General features: G+C 33.4%; 18 protein-coding genes. 3 read left to right on the top strand and 15 right to left on the bottom strand.

Annotated features, from left to right (window positions below):
• Positions 1–461: 461 nt before the first annotated feature.
• From C8C88_RS11120 to C8C88_RS11055, 14 genes are all read right to left on the bottom strand, one after another.
• Positions 462–1,247 (bottom strand): hypothetical protein, encoded by a 786-nt coding sequence (locus C8C88_RS11120; protein ID WP_121338189.1) that lies wholly within the window; start codon positions 1,245–1,247, stop codon positions 462–464.
• Positions 1,248–1,257: 10 nt separating this feature from the next.
• Positions 1,258–2,037: a hypothetical protein gene (locus C8C88_RS11115; RefSeq protein ID WP_121338188.1), complete on the bottom strand. Its 780-nt coding sequence runs from the start codon at positions 2,035–2,037 to the stop codon at positions 1,258–1,260.
• Positions 2,038–2,060: 23 nt separating this feature from the next.
• Entirely contained in the window at positions 2,061–2,852 is a 792-nt protein-coding gene (locus tag C8C88_RS11110) for a hypothetical protein (RefSeq protein WP_121338187.1), read from the bottom strand.
• A gap of 81 nt (positions 2,853–2,933) precedes the next feature.
• Positions 2,934–8,489, bottom strand: coding sequence for an S-layer family protein (locus tag C8C88_RS12945; protein WP_121338186.1), 5,556 nt, complete (start codon positions 8,487–8,489; stop codon positions 2,934–2,936).
• A gap of 486 nt (positions 8,490–8,975) precedes the next feature.
• Entirely contained in the window at positions 8,976–9,626 is a 651-nt protein-coding gene (locus C8C88_RS11100) for a response regulator transcription factor (protein ID WP_121338185.1), read from the bottom strand.
• 112 nt (positions 9,627–9,738) lie between these two features.
• Positions 9,739–11,484: a HAMP domain-containing sensor histidine kinase gene (locus C8C88_RS11095; protein WP_147403451.1), complete on the bottom strand. Its 1,746-nt coding sequence runs from the start codon at positions 11,482–11,484 to the stop codon at positions 9,739–9,741.
• A gap of 448 nt (positions 11,485–11,932) precedes the next feature.
• Complete coding sequence (locus C8C88_RS11090; protein ID WP_121338183.1) at positions 11,933–12,289, bottom strand: YegP family protein; 357 nt, start codon at positions 12,287–12,289, stop codon at positions 11,933–11,935.
• A gap of 57 nt (positions 12,290–12,346) precedes the next feature.
• Positions 12,347–13,861 carry a PAS domain-containing protein gene (locus C8C88_RS11085; RefSeq protein ID WP_121338182.1) on the bottom strand — a complete coding sequence of 505 codons (1,515 nt, stop codon included), beginning with the start codon at positions 13,859–13,861 and terminating at the stop codon, positions 12,347–12,349.
• 336 nt (positions 13,862–14,197) lie between these two features.
• Positions 14,198–14,713 (bottom strand): phosphoheptose isomerase, encoded by a 516-nt coding sequence (locus C8C88_RS11080; RefSeq protein WP_121338181.1) that lies wholly within the window; start codon positions 14,711–14,713, stop codon positions 14,198–14,200.
• Positions 14,714–15,385: 672 nt separating this feature from the next.
• Positions 15,386–16,444 carry an o-succinylbenzoate synthase gene (locus C8C88_RS11075; RefSeq protein ID WP_121338180.1) on the bottom strand — a complete coding sequence of 353 codons (1,059 nt, stop codon included), beginning with the start codon at positions 16,442–16,444 and terminating at the stop codon, positions 15,386–15,388.
• 43 nt (positions 16,445–16,487) lie between these two features.
• Positions 16,488–17,696 (bottom strand): M48 family metallopeptidase, encoded by a 1,209-nt coding sequence (locus C8C88_RS11070; RefSeq protein ID WP_121338179.1) that lies wholly within the window; start codon positions 17,694–17,696, stop codon positions 16,488–16,490.
• Positions 17,697–17,764: 68 nt separating this feature from the next.
• Entirely contained in the window at positions 17,765–18,442 is a 678-nt protein-coding gene (locus C8C88_RS11065) for a metal-dependent hydrolase (RefSeq protein ID WP_121338178.1), read from the bottom strand.
• Positions 18,443–18,481: 39 nt separating this feature from the next.
• On the bottom strand, positions 18,482–19,432 hold the full coding sequence (menA, locus tag C8C88_RS11060) for a 1,4-dihydroxy-2-naphthoate octaprenyltransferase (RefSeq protein ID WP_121338177.1): 951 nt from the start codon (positions 19,430–19,432) through the stop codon (positions 18,482–18,484).
• 51 nt (positions 19,433–19,483) lie between these two features.
• Positions 19,484–20,314, bottom strand: coding sequence for a 1,4-dihydroxy-2-naphthoyl-CoA synthase (locus C8C88_RS11055; protein WP_121338176.1), 831 nt, complete (start codon positions 20,312–20,314; stop codon positions 19,484–19,486).
• Between the two features lie 245 nt (positions 20,315–20,559).
• Between C8C88_RS11055 and C8C88_RS13015 the strand changes: the two genes are divergently transcribed.
• Positions 20,560–20,682, top strand: coding sequence for a hypothetical protein (locus tag C8C88_RS13015; protein WP_255415857.1), 123 nt, complete (start codon positions 20,560–20,562; stop codon positions 20,680–20,682).
• A gap of 415 nt (positions 20,683–21,097) precedes the next feature.
• Here C8C88_RS13015 and C8C88_RS11050 read toward each other — a convergent pair whose 3' ends face one another.
• Entirely contained in the window at positions 21,098–21,952 is an 855-nt protein-coding gene (locus tag C8C88_RS11050; protein WP_121338175.1) for a S1 RNA-binding domain-containing protein, read from the bottom strand.
• Positions 21,953–22,113: 161 nt separating this feature from the next.
• On the opposite strand from C8C88_RS11050, the gene C8C88_RS11045 reads away from it, so the two are divergent.
• Together C8C88_RS11045 and C8C88_RS11040 are read left to right on the top strand one after the other, a co-directional pair.
• Positions 22,114–23,001, top strand: coding sequence for a carbon-nitrogen hydrolase (locus C8C88_RS11045; protein WP_121338174.1), 888 nt, complete (start codon positions 22,114–22,116; stop codon positions 22,999–23,001).
• A gap of 3 nt (positions 23,002–23,004) precedes the next feature.
• Positions 23,005–24,045, top strand: a complete 1,041-nt coding sequence (locus C8C88_RS11040; protein WP_121338173.1) for an agmatine/peptidylarginine deiminase — start codon at positions 23,005–23,007, stop codon at positions 24,043–24,045.
• Positions 24,046–24,086 lie beyond the last annotated feature (41 nt).

Raw genomic sequence — 24,086 nt, 5'->3', positions numbered from 1 at the left:
TGCATTCATAAAATTTCAAATTGTATTTACATACAAAAAAAGCCTCAAAAGACAATTATTTTATATTTAATCAAAGGTAAATACAAGAAAATCAATAACTTGTAGAACAAAAAACACGTTGATGTAGAATTATTTCTACAAAAAAATTACAACATTGATCACATAAGGTTAAAACTAGAAGAACAAAAAAAGAATTCATTCTATTAAAAATCAATAATTAAGCAAACAAAAACATGAAATAAGAAATATAGTTCTTGAATTAATTATACTCATACAATTAAGCAAAAATCAAAAACACCTTTTATATTCAAAATATTTCATTTTAGTTTTATTAATTTGTTTGACAGCTACTGTAACTGAATAAAGCCTACTATTCCTTACTATTATAATGACTACATCCGTAAAACCATCATCAAAATGACATGATTAAAATCAACCTATAAATTAAAAACTGCCCAAACTTATAGAGCTATCGCAACAATATTCACAGCATCAGTAGCAGTTGCGCCATAACCAAGTTGAAAAGAATTTCCATTAGCAGATGCAATGCCTGAAATATTCAATGTATAAGTACCCGCTGTAAGCTTAATTGCTTTTCCTAAATTATAATAGAAAAACCCAGTCATAATTGTGGAACCATCTACTCCGTTTGTGTATGAATTTGAATTTTCTGCAAAGGCAACAGCCGTTGGTACACCACTTGCAACAGGAGCTGCAGTAAACATAAATTGAATTCCCATTCGCCTAGCCTTTCCATCAATAAAAGCAAATGATGGAGTTGATATGGTACCAATATAAGACATCGAAACATTAGCATTCAGGTAAACTAGAGAGATCCTATCTATAGTAAAAGTTATTGTTTTCAAGGTAGTTACCACATCGGCGGTACCTGTTACGCCGATATAAGCAGTTGCTGTTATAGCATCTTGACCTGGCAAGGTTTGCGTTATTACTTTTGTTCTTGTTCCTAAAACTAAATTACCATCAACTGTTGCATAAATTGGTAAAGTTGAGATAGCTGGTGAAACAGGATGAGCCGTGTTATTAGTTTGGTTTAAACCCTCAAGCCTGATGGTAGGCGTAACCACATTTTTACCTGTGGTGCCAATTGCCGTAGTAGTTGATGGTGTCCCAGCAATATGTAACTCTTGCTGAGGAAGCAATGTATTTATACCTGTTTGAGCAGTCTGTGAAAAACTCACAAAACAAGCCATCAGCGATGTTATTAATCCTATTGTTTTTTTCATGGAATTATTTTTATAATGCTGTTGCTATAATACTAACCATATCTGAGCCTGCTTGCCCAAAAATAGCACGAAGAGGAAAAAAACTACCATTCAAAGCTGTTCCAGTAACAACTGCCCCAATAAGCTGAACAGTATAACTACCTTTTGGCAATATCAAATAAGCTTCTGGCTGTAGAAACATATCACCTACTGCTCCTGTTGTACTGCCATTTGTGTAACTATAGCCGTTATGGCCAAATGGAGAACTAATAGTAACACCAGTAGGTGCCGCTGTAAAATTAAAATAAGAACGGTAAAGTCTATCCATATTATCTGTTATTACAACTCCAGAACCATCATAAACCGAGACACTAACTGATGCTAAAAAATGAACCGCTGAGGGTTGGTTTAGCGTAAAGCTATATGTTTTTAAAACTCCGATAATAAGACTTGATGTCGTAACATTTATTGTTACTGCTGTGGTTATTTCATCTGTCCCTAGTTTAGTTGTGACTAAAGGAGCAACATAGTCATTGCTTAATATAAAGTCCCCATCCTGTGTGGCAGATACATGCTGAACAAGTGATGTAGAACCTGAAGCAACAGCATTATTAGTGTTGTTGAGCCCTTCAATGCGAATAGTAGGTTTTACCAAATAAACACCCGAAGTTCCAATTTGGCTGGAAACAGAAGTTCCATTTACATGTAAAGCTTGCTGAGGTGTAGTGCTAACTGTATTTATACCTGTTTGCCCATATATATTAACAATATAAACTAAATTAAACAGCAGGAAAAAAAGTTTGATTCTCATTGTTTTTATTTTTAAATCTATTACTAGTATTTAGTTGGTGAAGCATTGATTAAAAAATTCTCAGCCGTTGTCGTACCTGCAAATTGAACTCTAAATCGATTCCCTGCCGCACTTGAGAACAATTCACCATAAAGATTTACTGTATAAGTACCTGCAGGAAGGACTAGTTCTGCACGGGGAGAAAGAAAAAAATCACCTGCAACACCAGTACTTACATTAGCATATGTTTGTTTATTATTCCCAAAAGTTGCCGTTGTGGAAACCCCAGCAGGAGCTGCAGAAAATTGATAATAAGCTCCGTATAATTTAGCTCGACCGTCATTTATAGTAACTGGAGAACCAGGTACCGTTTCGCGTAGCAGAGCGGCAAATGATGCCGAAAAATAAACCACTGATTCCTGCGTTAATGTAAACGTTTGCGATTTTAAAACCGTATTTTGAAATGTCCCTCCTCCTGTTCCTATAAGCTCATTTGTAGGAATAGCATCTCCAAATTGCTGAGCAATATTAGGCTGTTCCAAAGTACCATTTATTAAAAGTAAATCTCCACTCTGATTGGCATAAACTCTTTTCAATGAGCTTGCCCCATCAGCTGCTAAATGAGCCGTATTATTTGTACTGTTTAGACCTTCTACTCTAATAGTTGGATTAACTAACTTAACTCCTGTAGTCCCTATATCTACTGATGTAGAGGTTCCCGCAACATGTAGCGCTTGTTGTGGATTTACCGTTCCAATACCTGTTTTCTCATTCTGAGAATATCCTGAAATAAAAACAATTAGAAATAGTATAATAAATGAAATTTTATTAATCATTGTATCTTAAATTATATAATTAAAAATATTTATGCTGCTAAACATTTAAATCAATCAGGTTTTCTAAACCTTAATTTGTTTTTATTTTTCTATTAATAACTTCTCTAATCTCTCTAACCTTTCATTCGTAACTTTAGCATTGTTTTTAAGAATTTCCAATTCTTTATTTTTTTCATCTAACTGTTTTTGTTGCTCAATTACATGCAAGTATAATTCTTCTAATTTTTCTAAAGATTGTACTGATAGATCTGTTAAATTAAAAGAATAACCTTCTTTTGTTTTTACTAAATCTTTAATTGAAGTTACACCAGGTAAGTGATTATTCACTTTAATATAACTTTCTACTTCGCTTAGAGATTTGAATTTATAATCTTCTTTTATTTTGGATGATCCAGTAAAATAATCCTCAAATACATAATCCGCATAAACACTACTTGCTGTTCTGATAGTACCGTTTACAGCAAGCCTCTCGCTACTAGGAAGTCCATACATTGCTACTTGACCAATAGCTACTTTACCCATCATATAAATATTTTCTGTATTAGAAGTAGCTTGAGTACCAACTGAACTTTGTTTGAACCATGGTTCCACTTTAAGTGGTGTTAAATCTACCGTTCCTCCGAGAACACCATTAACAGTTGTTGATAACAAACTAGTTGCCGAAGTAAAAGTATTAGAAACAGTATTTACTGCTGGTGCAGTAACACTAACCCCATTTACAACTGAGGTAATTGTATTTACTGGATTAGATAATGTATGAGTAGTAGCTGGTATGATAGCATTTACAATATAAGGACTAGCTACTGTTCCAGAACCTGTCATCGATATGTTTGTTCCTGCAGTAGTTACACCTCCAACACCATTTGCTCCAGCTGGACCTGTTGCACCAGTCAATCCTATTGGACCCTGTGGTCCTACCGCTCCATCAACACCGTTAGTTCCATTTGTTCCTGCTGAACCTGTTGCTCCGTCAGCTCCAGTTAATCCTTGAATACCTTGTGCGCCTGCTGCTCCAACTGCTCCAGTATCTCCTTTTAAACCTTGAATTCCTTGTGCGCCTGTTACTCCAACTGCTCCGTCAGCTCCAGTTAATCCCTGAATACCTTGTGCGCCTGTTGCTCCAACTGCTCCGTCAGCTCCAGTTAATCCCTGAATTCCTTGTGCACCTGTTGCTCCAACTGCTCCGTCAGCTCCAGTTAAACCTTGAATACCTTGTGGACCTGTTGCTCCAACTGCTCCGTCAGCTCCTGTTAATCCCTGAATACCTTGTGGACCTGTCGCTCCAACTGCTCCGTCAGCTCCAGTTAATCCCTGAATACCTTGCGCACCTGTTGCTCCATCTGCTCCAGTATCTCCTTTTAAACCTTGAATTCCTTGTGCGCCTGTTGCTCCAACTGCTCCGTCAGCTCCAGTAAATCCCTGAATACCTTGTGCACCTGTTGCTCCAACTGCACCGTCAGCTCCAGTTAATCCCTGAATTCCTTGTGCACCTGTTGCTCCAACTGCTCCGTCAGCTCCAGTTAAACCTTGAATACCTTGTGGACCTGTTGCTCCAACTGCTCCGTCAGCTCCTGTTAATCCCTGAATACCTTGTGGACCTGTCGCTCCAACTGCTCCGTCAGCTCCAGTTAATCCCTGAATACCTTGCGCACCTGTTGCTCCATCTGCTCCAGTATCTCCTTTTAAACCTTGAATTCCTTGTGCGCCTGTTGCTCCAACTGCTCCGTCAGCTCCAGTAAATCCCTGAATACCTTGTGCACCTGTTGCTCCAACTGCACCGTCAGCTCCAGTTAAACCTTGAATACCTTGTGCACCTGTTGCTCCAACTGCTCCGTCAGCTCCAGTTAATCCCTGAATACCTTGTGCACCTGTTGCTCCAACTGCTCCGTCAGCTCCAGTCAATCCCTGAATACCTTGTGGACCTGTCGCTCCAACTACTCCGTCAGCTCCAGTTAAACCTTGAATACCTTGTGGACCTGTTGCTCCAACTGCTCCGTCAGCTCCAGTTAATCCCTGAATACCTTGTGCACCTGTTGCTCCAACTGCTCCAGTTAAACCTTGAATTCCTTGTGCGCCTGTTGCTCCAACTGCTCCAGTTAATCCCTGAATACCTTGTGGACCTGTCGCTCCAACTGCTCCGTCAGCTCCAGTCAATCCCTGAATACCTTGTGATCCTGTTGCTCCAACTGCTCCGTCAGCTCCAGTTAATCCCTGAATACCTTGTGCACCTGTTGCTCCAACTGCTCCAGTTAAACCTTGAATTCCTTGTGCGCCTGTTACTCCAACTGCTCCGTCAGCTCCAGTAAATCCCTGAATACCTTGTGCACCTGTTGCTCCAGTATCTCCTTTTAAACCTTGAATTCCTTGTGAACCTGTTGCTCCAACTGCTCCGTCAGCTCCAGTTAAACCTTGAATACCTTGTGAACCTGTTGCTCCAACTGCTCCAGTTAAACCTTGAATTCCTTGTGCACCTGTTGCTCCAACTACTCCGTCAGCTCCAGTTAAACCTTGAATTCCTTGTGCGCCTGTTTCTCCAACTGCTCCGTCAGCTCCAGTTAATCCTTGAATGCCTTGCGCACCTGTCGCTCCAACTGCTCCGTCAGCTCCAGTTAAACCTTGAATACCTTGTGGACCTGTTGCTCCATCTGCTCCAGTATCTCCTTTTAAACCTTGAACTCCTTGTGCGCCTGTTGCTCCAACTGCTCCGTCAGCTCCTGTTAATCCTTGAATACCTTGTGCGCCTGTTGCTCCAACTGCTCCGTCAGCTCCTGTTAATCCTTGAATACCTTGTGAACCTGTTGCTCCAACTGCTCCGTCGGCTCCAGTTAATCCCTGAATACCTTGCGCACCTGTTGCTCCAACTGCTCCATCAGCTCCAGTTAATCCCTGAATACCTTGCGCACCTGTTGCTCCTGTTAAATCTGAAGTCGTGAAAGTTGTGCCATCCGTATACGTAATCGTGAAAGTTCCATCCCCATTATCTACAGTACCGGTAATTCCTTTTCCGTTCGTTCCATTTGTTCCCGCAGTACCTTGTGCTCCAGTTGCTCCTGTTAAATCTGAAGTTGTGAAAGTCGTGCCATCTGTATAAGTAATTGTAAAAGTTCCATTTCCATTATATACCGTACTGGTGATTCCTTTTCCATCAACTCCGTTGGTTCCATTTGTCCCATTTGTTCCTGCGGTACCTTGTGCTCCAGTTGCTCCTGTTAAATCTGAAGTCGTGAAAGTCGTGCCATCCGTATAGGTAATCGTAAAAGTTCCGTCCCCATTGTCAACCGTACTAGTGATTCCTTTTCCATCAACTCCATTGGTTCCGTTGGTTCCATTTGTTCCGTTAGTTCCCGCAGTACCTTGTGCTCCAGTGGCTCCTGTTAAATCTGAAGTCGTGAAAGTCGTGCCATCCGTATAGGTAATCGTAAAAGTTCCATCTCCATTATCTACCGTACTAGTGATTCCTTTTCCATCAACTCCATTGGTTCCATTAGTTCCGGCAGTACCTTGTGCTCCAGTGGCTCCTGTTAAATCTGAAGTCGTGAAAGTCGTGCCATCCGTATAGGTAATCGTAAAAGTTCCGTCCCCATTGTCAACCGTACTAGTGATTCCTTTTCCATCAACTCCATTGGTTCCATTGGTTCCATTTGTCCCATTAGTTCCGGCAGTACCTTGTGCTCCGGTGGCTCCTGTTAAATCTGAAGTTGTGAAAGTCGTGCCATCCGTATAAGTAATCGTAAAAGTTCCATCTCCATTATCTACCGTACTAGTGATTCCTTTTCCATCAACTCCGTTGGTTCCGTTGGTTCCGTTGGTTCCATTTGTCCCGTTAGTTCCGGCAGTACCTTGTGCTCCAGTTGCTCCTGTTAAATCTGAAGTTGTGAAAGTCGTGCCATCTGTATAAGTAATTGTAAAAGTTCCATTTCCATTATCTACCGTACTGGTGATTCCTTTTCCATCAACTCCGTTGGTTCCATTTGTCCCATTTGTTCCTGCGGTACCTTGTGCTCCAGTTGCTCCTGTTAAATCTGAAGTCGTGAAAGTCGTGCCATCCGTATAGGTAATCGTAAAAGTTCCGTCCCCATTGTCAACCGTACTAGTGATTCCTTTTCCATCAACTCCATTGGTTCCGTTGGTTCCATTTGTTCCGTTAGTTCCCGCAGTACCTTGTGCTCCAGTGGCTCCTGTTAAATCTGAAGTTGTGAAAGTCGTGCCATCCGTATAAGTAATCGTAAAAGTTCCATCTCCATTATCTACCGTACTAGTGATTCCTTTTCCATCAACTCCATTGGTTCCATTGGTTCCATTTGTCCCATTAGTTCCGGCAGTACCTTGTGCTCCAGTGGCTCCTGTTAAATCTGAAGTCGTGAAAGTCGTGCCATCCGTATAAGTAATCGTAAAAGTTCCATCTCCATTATCTACCGTACTAGTGATTCCTTTTCCATCAACTCCGTTGGTTCCGTTGGTTCCGTTGGTTCCATTTGTCCCGTTAGTTCCGGCAGTACCTTGTGCTCCAGTTGCTCCTGTTAAATCTGAAGTTGTGAAAGTCGTGCCATCTGTATAAGTAATTGTAAAAGTTCCATTTCCATTATCTACCGTACTGGTGATTCCTTTTCCATCAACTCCGTTGGTTCCATTTGTCCCATTTGTTCCTGCGGTACCTTGTGCTCCAGTTGCTCCTGTTAAATCTGAAGTCGTGAAAGTCGTGCCATCCGTATAGGTAATCGTAAAAGTTCCGTCCCCATTGTCAACCGTACTAGTGATTCCTTTTCCATCAACTCCATTGGTTCCGTTGGTTCCATTTGTTCCGTTAGTTCCCGCAGTACCTTGTGCTCCAGTGGCTCCTGTTAAATCTGAAGTTGTGAAAGTCGTGCCATCCGTATAAGTAATCGTAAAAGTTCCATCTCCATTATCTACCGTACTAGTGATTCCTTTTCCATCAACTCCATTGGTTCCATTGGTTCCATTTGTCCCATTAGTTCCGGCAGTACCTTGTGCTCCAGTGGCTCCTGTTAAATCTGAAGTCGTGAAAGTCGTGCCATCCGTATAGGTAATCGTAAAAGTTCCATCTCCATTATCTACCGTACTAGTGATTCCTTTTCCATCAACTCCATTGGTTCCATTGGTTCCGGCAGTACCTTGTGCTCCGGTGACTCCTGTTAAATCTGAAGTTGTGAAAGTCGTGCCATCCGTATAGGTAATCGTAAAAGTTCCATCTCCATTGTCAACCGTACTAGTGATTCCTTTTCCATCAACTCCATGTGGCAAATTAATAGTTACAGGAGTACCATTTTCATTTGTATAAGTAATAGTCCCATTCCCATTATCAACTAATGTTGTGACTATTTCTGAGACTGAAGATCCTAATCGATACCATTTATTGATATACCAATAATAATAACCAGGTATTATGTCTGCTATAGTTTGGGTATTAAATACTAACAAACTATTTACATTTCCATTAATAATTGTTGTAGCATCTATTGTGCTTAGTAATGGAACTCTTGGTATTAAAACACCCTTATTTTCTGAAACCACATCAAGTTCAGATGATGTGTTAGGTAATGACGTTCCAACTCCAACTTGCCCATAACTACAAAAACCAACTCCTAAAAAAAGAAGTATTAAGTAATAATTTTTCATAATAATTTTTTAAAAAATTTCATATTATAAAATACAATAAGCTTGTATTCTTAAAATTTTAGATTTTGTAAACCTTATAAAAAGCCATACAAGACCTTATCCTTTTATACAGAAGCAAATATAAACACAAGAAAACCAGCGTATTGTAGAACAAATGACGTTGTTTTGTAGAATTATTTCTACAAAAAAAACGTCATCCGTTATTACTAATATTTAAACTGAGATAAGAAGAAAGAAAATTTAATTTTAAAAAAATAAATTACAAACAATTCAACAAGAGCAACATATACAAAAAGGCATGTCGTCATTAAATTAATTAAATCTAAAAATCAATTGAGAGTTTGTGCAAAACAAAAAAATATTTGTATATATATTAAAAAAAGTGTTGTTTTTAATATATATTTTTGAAAGAATTTTCTTGTTTTGTTTTACAAGAATTGTTATTAAAAATATGGATAAAAAATAGAAATTACAATAAACATTTAACTAATCTGTTGTATCAAAGTACAATTCGAAAATTTTAATTAAAGCTGCTAAATTATCAATACCAAGCTTTTCAAAAACTCTATTTTTAAAAGTGCTAACCGTAGTTTTTTTGATATGCAACAAATCTGAAATTTCAAGATTACCATATCCTTTAATCAATAATCTTGCAATTTCCACTTCTCTATTAGATAGCTGTTCTAATGGATTGCTTGGTTTTTTTGACATATAGGAATCTAAAATTCTATCTTTAACATTTTGAGTAATATATTTTCCTGATAAAATCATAGTATTAATTGCAAGTTTCATTTCGTCTTCACTGCATACTTTATTCAAATAACCAGATGCTCCTGCCTTTAAAAACCTCATCGCATAAATTTCTTCATCATATGCTGTAAACATCAAGATTTTAATATCTGGTTGCAAAATTTTAACTTCTGAAATAATATTTAAACTATTACCATCCGGGAAATTGATGTCTAAAATCAATAAATCTATCTTATTTTCTTTAAGGACTTTAAACGTCTCTTTAAAAGTCCCTGACTGATAAATTGTTGCATTTAAAAATAAGTCACTAATGACCAAAGAAGCACCTTGCCTCACAACTCCATGGTCATCGGCTACTAAAAAACTATAACTATTTGATGATTTCATCTTATTTAATAAATTTAAATTTGTCTTGTTTACAATTTTTCTAACTCGACAAATAATGTTTAAAACCAATATAATTTTAGAAAATTTAAACTATATTTATTATTTCCTATATTTATATTTCGTTCAAAATCAGATTAAAACTGACCTTTGTCCCTATGCCTTCCTTACTTTCAATTTTAATTTCACCATTAAATAATTCAACTATTTCTTTACAAAGATTCAATCCTAATCCTACTCCCAAATCATTCACTTTTTCAGAAACTGTACCTTGAAAATAAGATTCAAATACATTTTTTAAATCATTTTCTGAAATACCAGCTCCATTATCTTGAATCTCAACTTTTAAATTTAATTCATAATCTGAAATTTTCTCAATATCAACTATAATTGATACTAATCCGTTTTTTGTAAATTTATTAGCATTACCTATTATATTGTAAAAAAGCTGATGGATTTTTGCCGCATCAGAATAGACTTCACAATCTGAATTTAAATTAGTCTTTAATTCTATCTTATTGCCTTTTGTCTCTAACAATGAAGCCATAGAAGAAACAATTTGAATAATTTCTGTATTCAAATTAAAGTTTTTACATTTTAATTCAAGTAATTTTTTTTCGTCTTTTGAATATTCTAAGATTTGATTCGCTAAAAGAAGTAGTGAATTTGTTGTAAATTGAATCGATTTAAAAGTTTCTTTTATTCCGACGTCTTTAACAGATGCACTTACTTTTTCACTATAAATAGAAATAATACTTAAAGGAGAACGAATTTCATGACTTATCATTCCCATAATTCTATTTTTAAAATTTAAACTTTGACGTATTAAATTTTGCGCATTAGTTAATTTCTTTTCATACTCGAATGCTATATGAGTAAAACTAAAAAGTATAATTGAAATGATAAACATTAAAATTATTAATGCTATTATAACATAACTTCGAACTGATTTGTTGAATCTAAATTGATCTTGGAAATTTTTCTGACTACTCTTCTGAAGCATATTAGCATCACTACTATATTTAGGTAGTAGATTTTGACTTAGCTTAAATATTTTATCATTGAGTTTTAATAGCTTTAAATCTTCATTTCTTAAGTCAATAAAATTTTTCTTTAAATTACTAAATTCATTTTCATAATATTTATTTGTCATCAAAAATATTCCAGCAATTTGGTCTTCTATACTACCAGATGTAACTTTATCTTTATACTTCATGGTAATAGTTACATTTAACCTTTCTTTTTGTACATCAGATTTTCCCGCTATTGCATTTCCTAATCTAGAAAACAATCCTTTTTTAGATACGCTGTCAATCTTCATGTCAGATTTAACTTTAATACTATCTAAAATTTTCTTGAACTCAAATTTTCTGAATTTAAAGTTTTTTACAAAATCATTTTCATTAGGTTGAATCTGTTTATTAATGATAGAATCTATTACTGATTCTAAAGTAAAAATATTTGATTGTACGCTATTTTTTTCAGTTAAAATGTTTTTAAAAGTCTCATTATTATTAGACACAACTTTAAGACTATCGATAAACTGTTTCATTTCATATAATGACGAAGCATATTTCTTTAATGAAACTTCATCTTTATAATTGATGTAAAGATTAAAATATTCTTGAGAATCAATAAAGGAACTATTTACTTTATTTGTATAATAGGCTATCTTATTAGCTGAAGATATATCACTAAGTGATTTTGACAGTTTTGACTCATTTTTGGTTTCATTATACCAAATCACAACTACTAAAATTTGTATAAATATTACACAAGTCAATAAAATATAATGAATTGCTTTTCTATGCTCAAATTTCAGCATAACAAAGGATGGGGAGGTAAAATATTTTCTAATCACAATTATTGTTTTTTAATAAAATAAAGAATTAGAAAATCCCAACTCAAAATTTAAGTTATTGGTTGAAAAAGAATTATGAAGTATAAAATTTTAAACTAAAATATCTTTATCACAAAAAAACTTCTTGTTAAATAAATAACAAAAAATAATAGGTTATTTTAGAATATTAACGACTATTAACTCTTATAACAAGTTAATAATAATAAAATTTAAAAGAGATTTGGGAAAAACTTTTAAATAACAGTAAAAATTATTCAATTTTGACTACACAAAAAACAAATATATAAATTTTCACAAGCTATACTAAAAAATTATTTTTTTTTAAATATTTAAAATAAGAACACGATTGTAAAAATAGCGTCCTTTTCTACAATAATTTGTAAAACATTGACGTAAAATTTTTAGAACTTGTTCTACATAAAACATTATGAATTTAAAGTTATAAAAACTACAAATAGCTTTCTGCTTTTAAAATTCTTTTAGACTGATCATCTATACCTGCTCCAATAGCATTCTTTTTTACAAATTCTATTGCTAAATCCCGTGAGATTTTATCTTTATACATAACACTAGCACCGATAATTTTTCCGTTAAATGATTTTAGATTAAAATAAGATTCATTATTAATGGACCTTTTGCTTTTGAACTTTGAATTATCTTGTGAATTACGCTTAATGGATTCAATTCCATTGATGCACATTGTTTTTCTGGTATAACTGCCACTTTTAAGAACTATGTCTCCACTTTCGTCTACAAAATCAAATCGAAACTCTCCATTTTTTTTGCTAATTATAAATTTTTCCATTCTAAAATCAATTGTTATACTGTTTCTTATTTAAATTAAATGATAGGATTATAAGAGTTAATTGCTAAAAATGATTTTAAACGAAGTTCCTACTCCTACTTTACTTTTTATGCTTATTTCTCCTTTCATTGCCTCAATTTGTATTTTTGTAATATAAAGACCTATTCCTTGAGCATTTTCATTATTATGAAACGTTTTATACATTCCAAATAATAAATGCCCGTATTTATCTAAATCTATCCCTAAGCCATTATCGGTTACAGTCAATATTTTTTTACCATTTTCAATAAAAAAATTAAATTCAATAATTGGAGATCTATCTGGATGAGCATATTTTATAGCATTCGTACTAAAATTTAATAAAACACTTTCAAGATAAGCGGCGTTAAAATTTATAATTGCATCATCAGGAACATTATTAATAATAGTAATTTTATTTTCTTTTCTATAAGCATTAATTGTATTACTATTGTTTTTTAAAAATGTACTTAATTTCAACGGCTCAACTATAATATCTAAGTTATTTTGAATTGAAATAATTTTAGATAAATGTAGAATTGTGTTGTTTAAATCATTTGACACTGTTCGGACATGCGTCAATGTTTCGTTCTTTTTAAAAATATCATTTTCCAAGTCTATAATATCCAAAAGCAATTTAATGTTCCCTGCGTGTGAGTTCAAATTATGAGAAACAATATGAGAGAAATTTAACAATCTACTATTTTGAGCACTATATAACTTTATCATTCGCAACAAATCCAATTCTTTTTCTTTTTGAAAAGATATATCCGTATGGATTCCCAAAACTCGTAATGGTTTTCCATCAGCATCACGTTCGATAACTTTTCCTCGATCCATAATCCATTTGTATTTTCCAGTTGAAGTAAGCACCCTATGAATATTCTCATAAAATGGTGTTTTATTATCAAAATGTTCATGTATAGTTGAATAATATTTCTCTAAATCTTCTGGATGAACAATGTTATCCCAACGTTCCGGGTTATCAAAAATATCCGCAGAATCCTGTTCAAGTATTTTCAAAGATTCTGATGAATAAAAAACCTTATTTGTTCTCAAATCCCAATCCCAAACTCCAGCATTTGAAGCTTCTAAAGCAAATCGAAATCGATCATCTGAAAATTCGAGTTTATACTTTTCAAATTTTAGATCCGTTATATCTAGTATTGTACCATAAAAAACAACTTTACCATCTGCTTGCAACTCTGTTTTTGAAGAAATCTTAACCCAGCGTAATCCTTTTTTGGGTAATAAAACTCTAAATTCAACTTCCCATTTTTTTATATTTAATCTAGCTACTAGAAAAGATTGCTGGACTAAATCTTTATCTTCAATAAATACTCTATCATAAATACATTTCGCAATGTCTTGAGAAATTTCTTTAGAAGGCAATTCAAACATTTCAAAGATTGCTTCATTTACTAAAAGCACATCGTAATTATTGTTATTTGAAATAACAAATGCGAAAACTATATCTTTAATTTCTTCTAATAGCTTCTCATAAAAATCACTCTTTTTAAAATGACTCTCAACTTTGGCGAAATTTAATTTCATATTATTTTTTAAATTAGGTTATAATCATTGTTAATTCACAATCAATAAAACCAATGGGATAATTTTCAATTTATTTAAGAACAATTCAAAAAGCTATCAAGCTTTAGCAAAATATCACCTCCCAAAATTAACTCCAACAATATCAATCATTTGTAGAATATTGAATGTTTTTTAGTAGAATTAATTCTACAGAAAATTATTATAAATATTTAAAATTCTAGAATTTATCATACTATATGAAATAAAAAAAAGGTTCAACTTTTATTTAAAAAAGTTAAACCTTATTAATTATTTATTACTCTTCTTGAGTACTAAAATATTGGATTAATACGCAGTTTATCTGCCAAAATCATCTTGCAAACGAACTATATCACCTTCATCAGATGGATTCTCAGGATCTGTATGTTGCCAAATTTCCGCTACTATTCCCCATGAATCCAATCCTATTAAGCGATGACGTTCACCTTTGTTCATTTGGATAAAAGTACCTGGCGAAAGTTTTTGAATTTCTCCTTCCTCGTCTGTTGAACTCGTTTTAACTCCAACAACACCCGAAAGTATCTTCCAGATTTCTGCTCTACGATAATGAAATTGCCATGATAAACGTTTATTAGGTGCTACCACTAAAATTTTTGGGCTTAACTTATTTGTAATTCTGATTGCATCCATTTCAAGATGTGGAAAAAATTTACTTGCAAAAGCTGCAGCTTGATTTTCATCTATAACAAAAAAGCCTCCCCAAGGACGAGTTTCATCTTGCTGTATAACAGTGAAATTTTCTATTTCCAATGCTGCTGAAATTTGCTCAAAAACAGCACTTTTTTCTAAACTATCAGGTATGTTAAGATTCATTTTATTATTTCAAAAAGTAAAAAATATTCGATTTATATATTTACTATTTCTAGTTTTTATAAAAAAAGAATAATTTGATATTAAAATTGTCTTTCTCATTAGAGTTTTTACTTCTTAATGTTTTTTGTTTGTCAAAATTCATCATAAAGTAATGGCTATTTCTTTCAAAATATTGGGCAAAGATAATTGATTATTCAAATATTCAAGCATATCATATTTTCAATATTGCAACACTTCTTATTGCCTAACAGAAGTACGAACTTCTAATGGCAATTATGAATCGTTTTTTTATTATGCTTGAACAGATTGTTGGTACACTAATAAAGAGATTTCTTTATTCTAAGTGATAAAATTTCTGAATGAGATAATTGATAATTAGATACAATAAAGTAAAAACCACAAAAAATGAAATAAAGAAACAAATTAAGTTTATAACAATGTTTGGTAAAACTCTCAGTTGAGAAGGGACATAAGAAGGTTCACGATGAAGTCTTTCGTGAACATTCTGTTTTACTAATTTGATTTTCTTTTTGATAATTGTAAAATTAAATAGTTTATTCTAATCTAGAATTTTCAATATTATACCACTCTAAAGTTAAACAATAAAATTTAATAACCGCTTACTTGAATTACTCTTTAACAAAAAAATACAGATTTATAGAAGAATAAAAACTATCTATTTTGTGATTGAAAACTATCAATTTCAAACTTCCAATCCAATTTATCCATATACCACAATTGCCCTTTTTGAACTACAAGAGGACAATCAAAATTATTAGTATAAAGTGCACCAGTTCCCAATCCTTGAGGCATGGAATTGTGTTGTAAAAAAGTCCATTGTGCAATCGCATTTAAGCCAATATTACTCTCTAAAGCAGAGGTAATCCACCACCCAATATTATACTTTTCTGCTAAAGTAATCCAGTCTTGTGCACCTCGAAATCCACCTATAAAACTAGGCTTTAAAATAATATATTGAGGCTTGATTTTTTGTAATAATTGTTCTTTATCTGCTAGTGTAAACACTCCTATTAACTCTTCGTCTAAAGCAATTGGCAAAGGGGTTATTTTACACAGTTCTGACATACTGTCAGTGCTGTTTTTTTGTATCGGTTGCTCTATACTATGTAATTTAAATTCAGATAGTTGAATTATTTTATCTAAAGCTAATTCTTTACTAAAAGCACCGTTAGCATCAACCCTAATTTCAACTTGTTCTGGACTAAAATGTTCTCTTATAAATCGCAATAATTGAAGTTCTTTGTCAAAATCTATAGCACCTATTTTAAGTTTTATACACGAAAAACCATCTGCCAATTTTTCTTCAATTTGCTGCTTCATAAAAGCCTCTTCTCCCATCCAAACTAAGCCGTTTATAACAATTGATTTCAACCCTTTTGTAAAGTCTGAAGGAAAGAGTAAAAAAGGCTCCTCGCTATCCAAAGATTGAAATGCCATTTCAACCCCAAACTGTATAGAAGGAAATTCGATCAAAGCCTCCCAAAGCCAATCTTTCCCATGATGAATATTAGCGCAAACCCATTCTAATTTAGCTTCATAATCTGGTCTGTCGTCTATGCTTAATCCTCGCAAAATTCCACACTCGCCTATCCCTTTTTTTCCTTCATTTTCTATGATGATAAACCAAGTTTCTTTTTCGGTCATAATGCCGCGAGAAGTTCCAGAAGGGCGTTTGAAATTGAGAATGTATTTATGATATATTGCTTTCAAGATAGTGTTTTGAGTTTTAGCCTTACTACTAATTTATGAAGATTTATTTTTCGATTAATTTCAAAACCTTTTCAAAATTATCATTTTGAATCCCTACTTTCTTGAAATTTTCAAAATCTTGTTTTGTTTTTTTAACCCAACTCAAAGTATCTGTTACGTTTTGAAATTGGTATTTTTTATAAATTAATTTAGCCGATTTATAATTATCATTCAATAAATAGGCGTGCGCCAAATTGAGCTTTATCAACAACTCTGCATCATCCAACTTCTCCCCTTCATTCAAAAATTTAATAGCTTTACCATATTGCTTAGTCAAAAGATAACTAGTTCCAATAAGGTTAAAATCTAACGCATTAGCCTTGCCATCATTGATTATTGTTGTCAATTTAGTAATTACCTGCCCATACTTTCCTTGTTTAGCAAAATTGAAAGCTTCCTTGCGCAAACCTGAATACGTAGCATTAGAAACGCTTGTTTCGCCAAAACAACTTGCTCCAAAATCCTTGAACGCTTTAGAACGTTCTATCGATAATAGTTTTTGGAATTCAAAATAAGAATATTTCTCTTGAATTTTGTCAAGAATACAAACACAAAAATCATCAGAATTAGTCATTTTTTGTGCTAAATTTGATGTTTTACATTGCTCAATTATTGCTTTTCTGTTTTCTATTGTCCAGCCCTTCCTCGCTTTATTATCAACCCAAGGAACAACTTCCAAAATAATTTTTTGATTCATAATCCAGTTTTTACTTTCAAAACCAAACCAAATTGCATTTGAATTCAATTTAAAACAGCTTGTTTTATCTACTGAAAGTCGCTTAGCATCTTTGCTTACCGGCGTATCTTGAACCAGGCAAGCATCATCTGTTTTTCCTGTATTTTTATACGCTGTAGCTAATTCCCCTTTTGAAAAAACAGCATATTTACATTTATCTTCCCCCGAAATTTTAGAAACTATAAAAACAGCTCCTGCTGAACCTTGACTTATTCCTGTAGGATCTGGAATGGATTTTAATACCGAAACCAAACTTCCTGCCATTTGCTGATTTTCATCCAAAAGTGTAATCCTAAAAACTACTTCGGTGGTTCCAGTTGGTAAATCATCTGTTTTTACAACTATTCGATCTCTAGCAGATACTATAATTTCTTTGGTAGTAGCCCGCTCTTTATCCCAATAACCGTCTTTTTGCGAAAAAATCGACTGAAAAGAAAGAAGCAATAAGAATACTAAATATATATTTTTTAAATTCATTTTAATCAATTAACAAATTTGTTTACACCAACAAAAGTTTAGTAATAAACAGCAGAAAAAACATCAAATTATAATTCTATCGAACTTCCTATTTCTAGCAACATTAAATCTTTGCCTTTATTAAAGAATTTACGAATAGCTTCTTCATGATTGATTTTAATATAACCAAAAGTATCGTAATGAATTCCAAGTATTTTATCACATTCTACAAAATCCGAAGCTATTATAGCATCATCAACATCCATGGTGAAATTGTCTCCAATTGGAAAAATAGCTAAATCTAATTTAGTACGCATTGGAATGAGTTTCATATCCATCGTAAGTGCTGTATCTCCTGAAATGTAGATGTTTTTATGCTCTCCTTCGATTACAAAACCTCCAGGATTTCCGCCGTAAGTCCCATCAGGAAACGAACTAGAATGAATTGCACTTACATACTTTACTTTCCCAAAATTAAATTTCCAACTTCCACCATGATTCATTGGGTGAGACTGAAAACCTTTGTTAGCATAATATCCTGCTATTTCAGCGTTAGAAACAATAACCGCATTAGTACGTTGAGCTATGGTTTCTACATCAAGAATATGATCTCCATGTGCATGAGTCAACAAAATAAAATCAGCTTGTAATGTATTTATATCAATATGAGCTGCTAATGGATTTGCCGAAATGTACGGATCAACTAAGATATGTTTTCCGCTCATTTCAATTCCTAAAGACGCGTGACCATAAAATCTTATTTTCATTTTTTTACATTTTAAAGTTGATATTGCAATTGGAACTTTCTAATAATTATTCACAAATAAATCTGAAAAAAAGAAAATCATACACAAAGCCAATAAAACTGAAAGTGCAAAAGTACTCAATGCTACTTTTTTTAATTCAGGATCTAATAACTTAGGGTTCTGATTTTTATATACATTTATCAAATGTTTACTTAAAGGAATGTAAGCAATCAAAAACAAGTATTGATCAAAGTGAAAATCACTTAAAATAGCAAAGACCAAGATTAAAATCATTGCGCCAACAATCAGAAAATAATGATATTTCTTTGCATTAGCTGCTCCCATTTTTACTACAAGAGTGTTCTTTCCTGATTTCTTATCTGATGCTTCATCACGCATATTATTTAGATTTAAGACTGCTACGCTCAAGAACCCAATTGCAGTGGCTGGCAAAAACAATATTAAATCCAATTGTTTAGAATATAAAAAATTAACGCCTAATGTACTTACTAATCCAAAAAATACAAAAACAAACACATCACCAAACCCTTTATATCCATAGGCCGAATTACCAACTGTGTATCGAATAGCAGATGCTATAGCTAAAATCCCTAAAACTAGATAAAACACAGAATAAACTAAATTAGTTCCTCTAAACGCATAATAAATTAATATAACAGCCGAAAATAGTGTCAGTCCAGAAGTGATGATTATAGCACGTTTCATAGCTTGAGGAGAAATCACACCGCTTTGAATCGCGCGTTTTGGACCAACTCGATCTTCATTATCAGTTCCTTTCATACCATCTCCATAATCATTAGCAAAATTCGATAGAATTTGTAATCCTAAAGTAGTCAGAATAGCAAATCCAAAAAGGCGCCAATTAAAAACCTCAGTTGGAGTTAATACCGTATCAGTTGGGTGTGCTAATGCATACATACTTCCCACTATAATTCCAGAAACAGATAAAGGTAATGTTCTCAATCGTGCTGCTTCAATCCAATGTTTCATTGTTTTTTATTTAAAATTTAAGGTTTAATACACAATAATTTTAACCCATTTTTATGGCAACCATTTTTTTTCAAAATTTGGTTTTCTCTTTTCAAGAAAAGCATTTCTTCCTTCTTTAGCTTCTTCAGTCATATAGGCAAGTCGAGTTGCTTCTCCCGCAAAAACTTGTTGCCCTACCATACCGTCATCCGTTAAATTCATAGCAAATTTCAACATCTTAATAGAAGTTGGTGATTTTGCCAAAATTTCTTGCGCCCATTCATAAGCAGTATCTTCTAATTCGTCATGAGGAATTACAGCATTCACCATTCCCATGTCCATTGCTTCTTGAGCAGAATAATTACGCCCTAAGAAAAAGATTTCACGTGCTTTTTTCTGACCTACCATTTTAGCCAAATAAGCAGAGCCATATCCACCATCAAAACTAGTTACATCAGCATCCGTTTGTTTAAAAATAGCATGTTCTTTACTTGCCAAAGTCATATCACAAACCACATGCAAACTATGCCCTCCTCCTACTGCCCATCCTGGAACTACAGCAATAACCACTTTAGGCATAAATCGTATTAATCGTTGTACTTCTAAAATATTTAAACGGTGTTGCCCATCATCACCAACATAACCTTGATGTCCACGAGCATTTTGATCACCTCCGCTACAAAAAGAATATACTCCATCTTTAGTAGAAGGACCTTCAGCAGAAAGCAAAACTACACCAATAGAAGTATCTTCTTGAGCATCATAAAACGCTTGATACAGTTCAGATGTCGTTTTTGGTCGAAAAGCATTACGCACATTTGGTCTGTTAAATGCTATTCTAGCTACACCATTACATTTTTTATAGGTTATATCTTCAAATTCTCTGACGGTTATCCAATCCATTTCAATCTATTTTAAATTATTTCAGCGTAAAAATAAATCATTTTTTACACTTTACCCTATCTATTTATCCTAAACCTAAAGAAACCTCATTTTAATCCTATCTCTAAATATTTTGTTGATAAAAAAATAAATAACATTAACATTTCCCAATCAAAATATTTATTACTTTTAATACATGCTAAAAGATATTAGTATCAACTTAGCGAAAACCTTTCACTGATTTATTAACCTAAAAAATGAAACTTTTGAGTAAAATTCAAAAAATTGTCGCTCCTGTTTTTGTGGTTTTAAATTATCAAACTAATTCTGAAATCATCAATTTAGAGCAAATGCAAAAAACATTTATCTCAATGAAAAAAAAGAAATAGTAACTCCTACGATTCAACTTAGAATAGATATCGCATTAACGGAACGAAATGTCAATTATAAATCAAGTTATCATTCTATATAAATACCATACAATCGAAGGCTTTAATGTGAATTTTTATTTTTTGATCAAAAAGTATCTGTTCAAGCATTTAAAAGACAAGCCATCAAAGAGGTAATTTGGCTTAAGCCAATGCAATAATGAGGCTAAAAAGTAGCAACAGCTCTAAAAAGCAATTGCAATCACTTCTGGATATGGACGTAAATTTACTTTGTTTCTGTTTCGAATAAAAACGATTCAAAACAGAAATAAATTAAGAAAGACTAACCGATTTCGATTAGTCTTTCTTTTTTTTTATCCGAATTTAATTTTTCAACATTCAATAAAGCCTGAAAATCACGATTAGTCTTTTTGTTTTATTCTTTAACCAAGTAAATTCCGTCTTCCTTTATCTCAATTAACTTTTCCCGATACAAAGCACCGATTGCTTTTTTGAAGGTCTTTTTACTCATTTTCAAGACCGTTTTAATATCTTCAGGATGTGAATTGTCAGTCAAACGAAGAAATCCACGACTAGCTCTCAACTCATCAAGTATTTTCTCAGCATTAGGTTCAATACTTTGATAACCTTGAATTTGTAATGAAACATCTATTTTATTATCAGGTCTTATATTTTTTATATATCCACGCATTCGGTCTCCTGTGCGTATACCGTCATCATAAACTTCATCCTTATATAACAAGCCTTTATGTTGCTCATTGATAATCACATTAATTCCTATCTCTGTAATATGCGATACAATCAAATCAACCTCTTCTCCTTTTTCAACTGTCAAATTATCATTACTCAAAAACTGATTAGTTTTACTTGAAGCAACTAAACGATTCGTTTTTTCATCCATATAAAGGTACACTAAGTAGCGTTTTCCTTTCTCCATCGGACGAGCTTGTTCCTTAAAGGGAACCAAAATATCTTTTTCCATTCCCCAATCCATAAAAGCTCCTACTTGATTAACATAATTCACTCTCAAAAGCGCGAATTCATTTAACAAAATATAAGGTTCTAAAGTTGTGGCTATAGGTCTTTCTTCATGATCCAAGTATACAAAAACAATAATTTCTTCACCTATTTCAAATTCGTTTGGAACATATTTGTTAGGCAACAAAATGTCATGTATTCCTTCAGGATCTTTTTCAGGGTCTCCTAAAAACAAACCAACTTTTGTATCGCGTAATATTGTAAGCGTATTGTATTTTCCTATTTCAATCATTTTATCTTCATTTCTAAAGCCGCAAAGGTACGAAGATTGAAAATAGGAACTTGTCAAACCGTGTACAAAAAAATAGCACGAAAAAACGAAGCGTTTTTTCATTTCGTATTCCTTCTACTCTTTGTAAAAAATACCTATTTTTGCAATCTAATTTTTTAGTCATGCCAAACAAAAAATACAAAATAGCGGTTATTCAATTGAATTTGAATGATGTTGCCGAAAACAACCTTAAAAAATGTTTAACCTGGGTTCGTGACGCCGCTAAACAAGGTGCCGAAGTAATTTCGCTGCCAGAATTATACAGCAGCCATTATTTTTGTCAAAGTGAAGACGTTGCTAATTTTGCATTAGCTGAACCTTTATATAGTACTTCATTTATTGCTTTTAGTGCTTTGGCAAAAGAACTAGGTGTGGTAATCATTGTTCCTTTTTTCGAAAAAAGAATGGCAGGAATTTACCACAATAGTGCCTATATAATTGATACTGATGGATCAGAAGCTGGGTTGTATCGCAAAATGCACATTCCAGATGATCCTCATTTTTATGAAAAATTCTATTTCACTCCTGGTGATTTAGGATTTAAAGCTTTCCCAACTAAAAAAGGAAAAATAGGAACTCTAATTTGCTGGGATCAATGGTATCCTGAAGCAGCTAGATTAACTGCATTACAAGGAGCTGATGTTTTATTTTACCCAACAGCAATTGGCTGGCATCCTTTAGAAAAAGAGCAATATGGCGAAAATCAACACGGTGCTTGGATGAATGTTATGAAAGGACATGCTGTTGCTAATGGTGTATATGTTGCAGCTGCAAACAGAATCGGTTTAGAACACTATTTACCCGATACTGCTGGAATTCAATTTTGGGGTTCTTCGTTTATTGCAGGGCCACAAGGCGAAATTTTGGCTCAGGCATCTCATGATAAAGAAGAAATTTTAATTGCCGAAGTAGACTTAGATTTACAGGAAAATGTACGCCAAAATTGGCCGTTTTTTAGAGATCGAAGAATTGATGCATTTGGTGATATTACAAAAAGAGCAATCGACTAACTTATGAATACTTCCAATAGAAGATTTCCTGCTGAATGGGAAAAACAACAAGGCATTTTACTTTGTTTTCCACATAATGATAAAGATTGGCCAGGAAAATATGAAGCGATTCAATGGGCTTTTGTTGAGTTTATCAAAAAAGTTGCCACTTTTGAGCAAGTAATTCTTGTTGTTGCAGATAAAAACCAACAACTAAAGGTTACTGAAATGCTTGAAACAGCGCATGTTGAATTAACAAAAGTTTCATTTGTTATTCATAAAACAAACCGAAGCTGGATGCGTGATTCAGGTCCAATTATTGTGAAAAATGGAGGTAAAAGAGAAGCTTTAAATTTCAATTTTAATGGTTGGGCAAAATATAAAAACATCCAACTTGATAAACACATTCCAGAAAAAGTATCTAGTTTTCTAAAAATTCCATTAACTCAGGTTATCTACAAAGGAAAACCTGTAATTGTAGAAGGTGGCGCTATTGATTCAAACGGATGTGGAACCTTATTAACATCTGAAGAATGCTTGATGCACCCAACGATTCAAGTTAGAAATCCTAATTTTACTAAAGCCGATTACGAAGCTGTTTTCAAGGAATATCTTGGAATTACAAATGTAATTTGGTTAGGTGACGGAATTGAAGGTGATGATACACATGGACATATTGATGATTTATGCCGATTTGTAAATGAAGATACAATTGTTACCATTGTAGAATCTGACCCAAATGATACTAATTATGCTCCTTTGCAAGACAATTTGAAACGCTTGCAGAATGCCAAATTAGAAAATGGGAAATCACCAAAAATAGTTCAACTACCAATGCCAAAACGCTTGGATTTTGATGACCTACGCTTACCGGCTAGTTATGCTAACTTTCTAATTTTAAATAAATGTGTTTTAGTTCCTACTTTCAATGACAGTAATGATCGAATTGCACTAAACATACTTGCCGAATGTTTTCCTGAAAGAGAAATCATAGGAATTAGTGCCGTTGATTTCATATGGGGATTTGGAACATTACATTGTTTGAGTCAACAAATTCCTGAATAGAATTTTAAGATAAAAAAAAAACACCAGCTAAATACTGGTGT

It is taken from the genome of Flavobacterium sp. 123 (assembly GCF_003634825.1).
Classification (GTDB): Bacteria; Bacteroidota; Bacteroidia; order Flavobacteriales; family Flavobacteriaceae; genus Flavobacterium.
Note: the sequence above shows the minus strand (reverse complement) of the source record. Positions and strands in the feature narration are given on the sequence as shown.

What these genes read in the sequence shown, in the direction of transcription:
- C8C88_RS11120 (WP_121338189.1), bottom strand. Translation starts at nt 1,247, where the DNA reads ATGAAAAAAACAATAGGATTAATAACATCGCTGATGGCTTGTTTTGTG.
- C8C88_RS11090 (WP_121338183.1), bottom strand. Translation starts at nt 12,289, where the DNA reads ATGGAAAAATTTATAATTAGCAAAAAAAATGGAGAGTTTCGATTTGAT.
- C8C88_RS11110 (WP_121338187.1), bottom strand. Translation starts at nt 2,852, where the DNA reads ATGATTAATAAAATTTCATTTATTATACTATTTCTAATTGTTTTTATT.
- C8C88_RS11055 (WP_121338176.1), bottom strand. Translation starts at nt 20,314, where the DNA reads ATGGATTGGATAACCGTCAGAGAATTTGAAGATATAACCTATAAAAAA.
- C8C88_RS11040 (WP_121338173.1), top strand. Translation starts at nt 23,005, where the DNA reads ATGAATACTTCCAATAGAAGATTTCCTGCTGAATGGGAAAAACAACAA.
- C8C88_RS11045 (WP_121338174.1), top strand. Translation starts at nt 22,114, where the DNA reads ATGCCAAACAAAAAATACAAAATAGCGGTTATTCAATTGAATTTGAAT.
- C8C88_RS11115 (WP_121338188.1), bottom strand. Translation starts at nt 2,037, where the DNA reads ATGAGAATCAAACTTTTTTTCCTGCTGTTTAATTTAGTTTATATTGTT.
- C8C88_RS11070 (WP_121338179.1), bottom strand. Translation starts at nt 17,696, where the DNA reads ATGAATTTAAAAAATATATATTTAGTATTCTTATTGCTTCTTTCTTTT.
- C8C88_RS11065 (WP_121338178.1), bottom strand. Translation starts at nt 18,442, where the DNA reads ATGAAAATAAGATTTTATGGTCACGCGTCTTTAGGAATTGAAATGAGC.
- C8C88_RS11050 (WP_121338175.1), bottom strand. Translation starts at nt 21,952, where the DNA reads ATGATTGAAATAGGAAAATACAATACGCTTACAATATTACGCGATACA.
- C8C88_RS11100 (WP_121338185.1), bottom strand. Translation starts at nt 9,626, where the DNA reads ATGAAATCATCAAATAGTTATAGTTTTTTAGTAGCCGATGACCATGGA.
- C8C88_RS12945 (WP_121338186.1), bottom strand. Translation starts at nt 8,489, where the DNA reads ATGAAAAATTATTACTTAATACTTCTTTTTTTAGGAGTTGGTTTTTGT.
- C8C88_RS11080 (WP_121338181.1), bottom strand. Translation starts at nt 14,713, where the DNA reads ATGAATCTTAACATACCTGATAGTTTAGAAAAAAGTGCTGTTTTTGAG.
- menA (WP_121338177.1), bottom strand. Translation starts at nt 19,432, where the DNA reads ATGAAACATTGGATTGAAGCAGCACGATTGAGAACATTACCTTTATCT.
- C8C88_RS11085 (WP_121338182.1), bottom strand. Translation starts at nt 13,861, where the DNA reads ATGAAATTAAATTTCGCCAAAGTTGAGAGTCATTTTAAAAAGAGTGAT.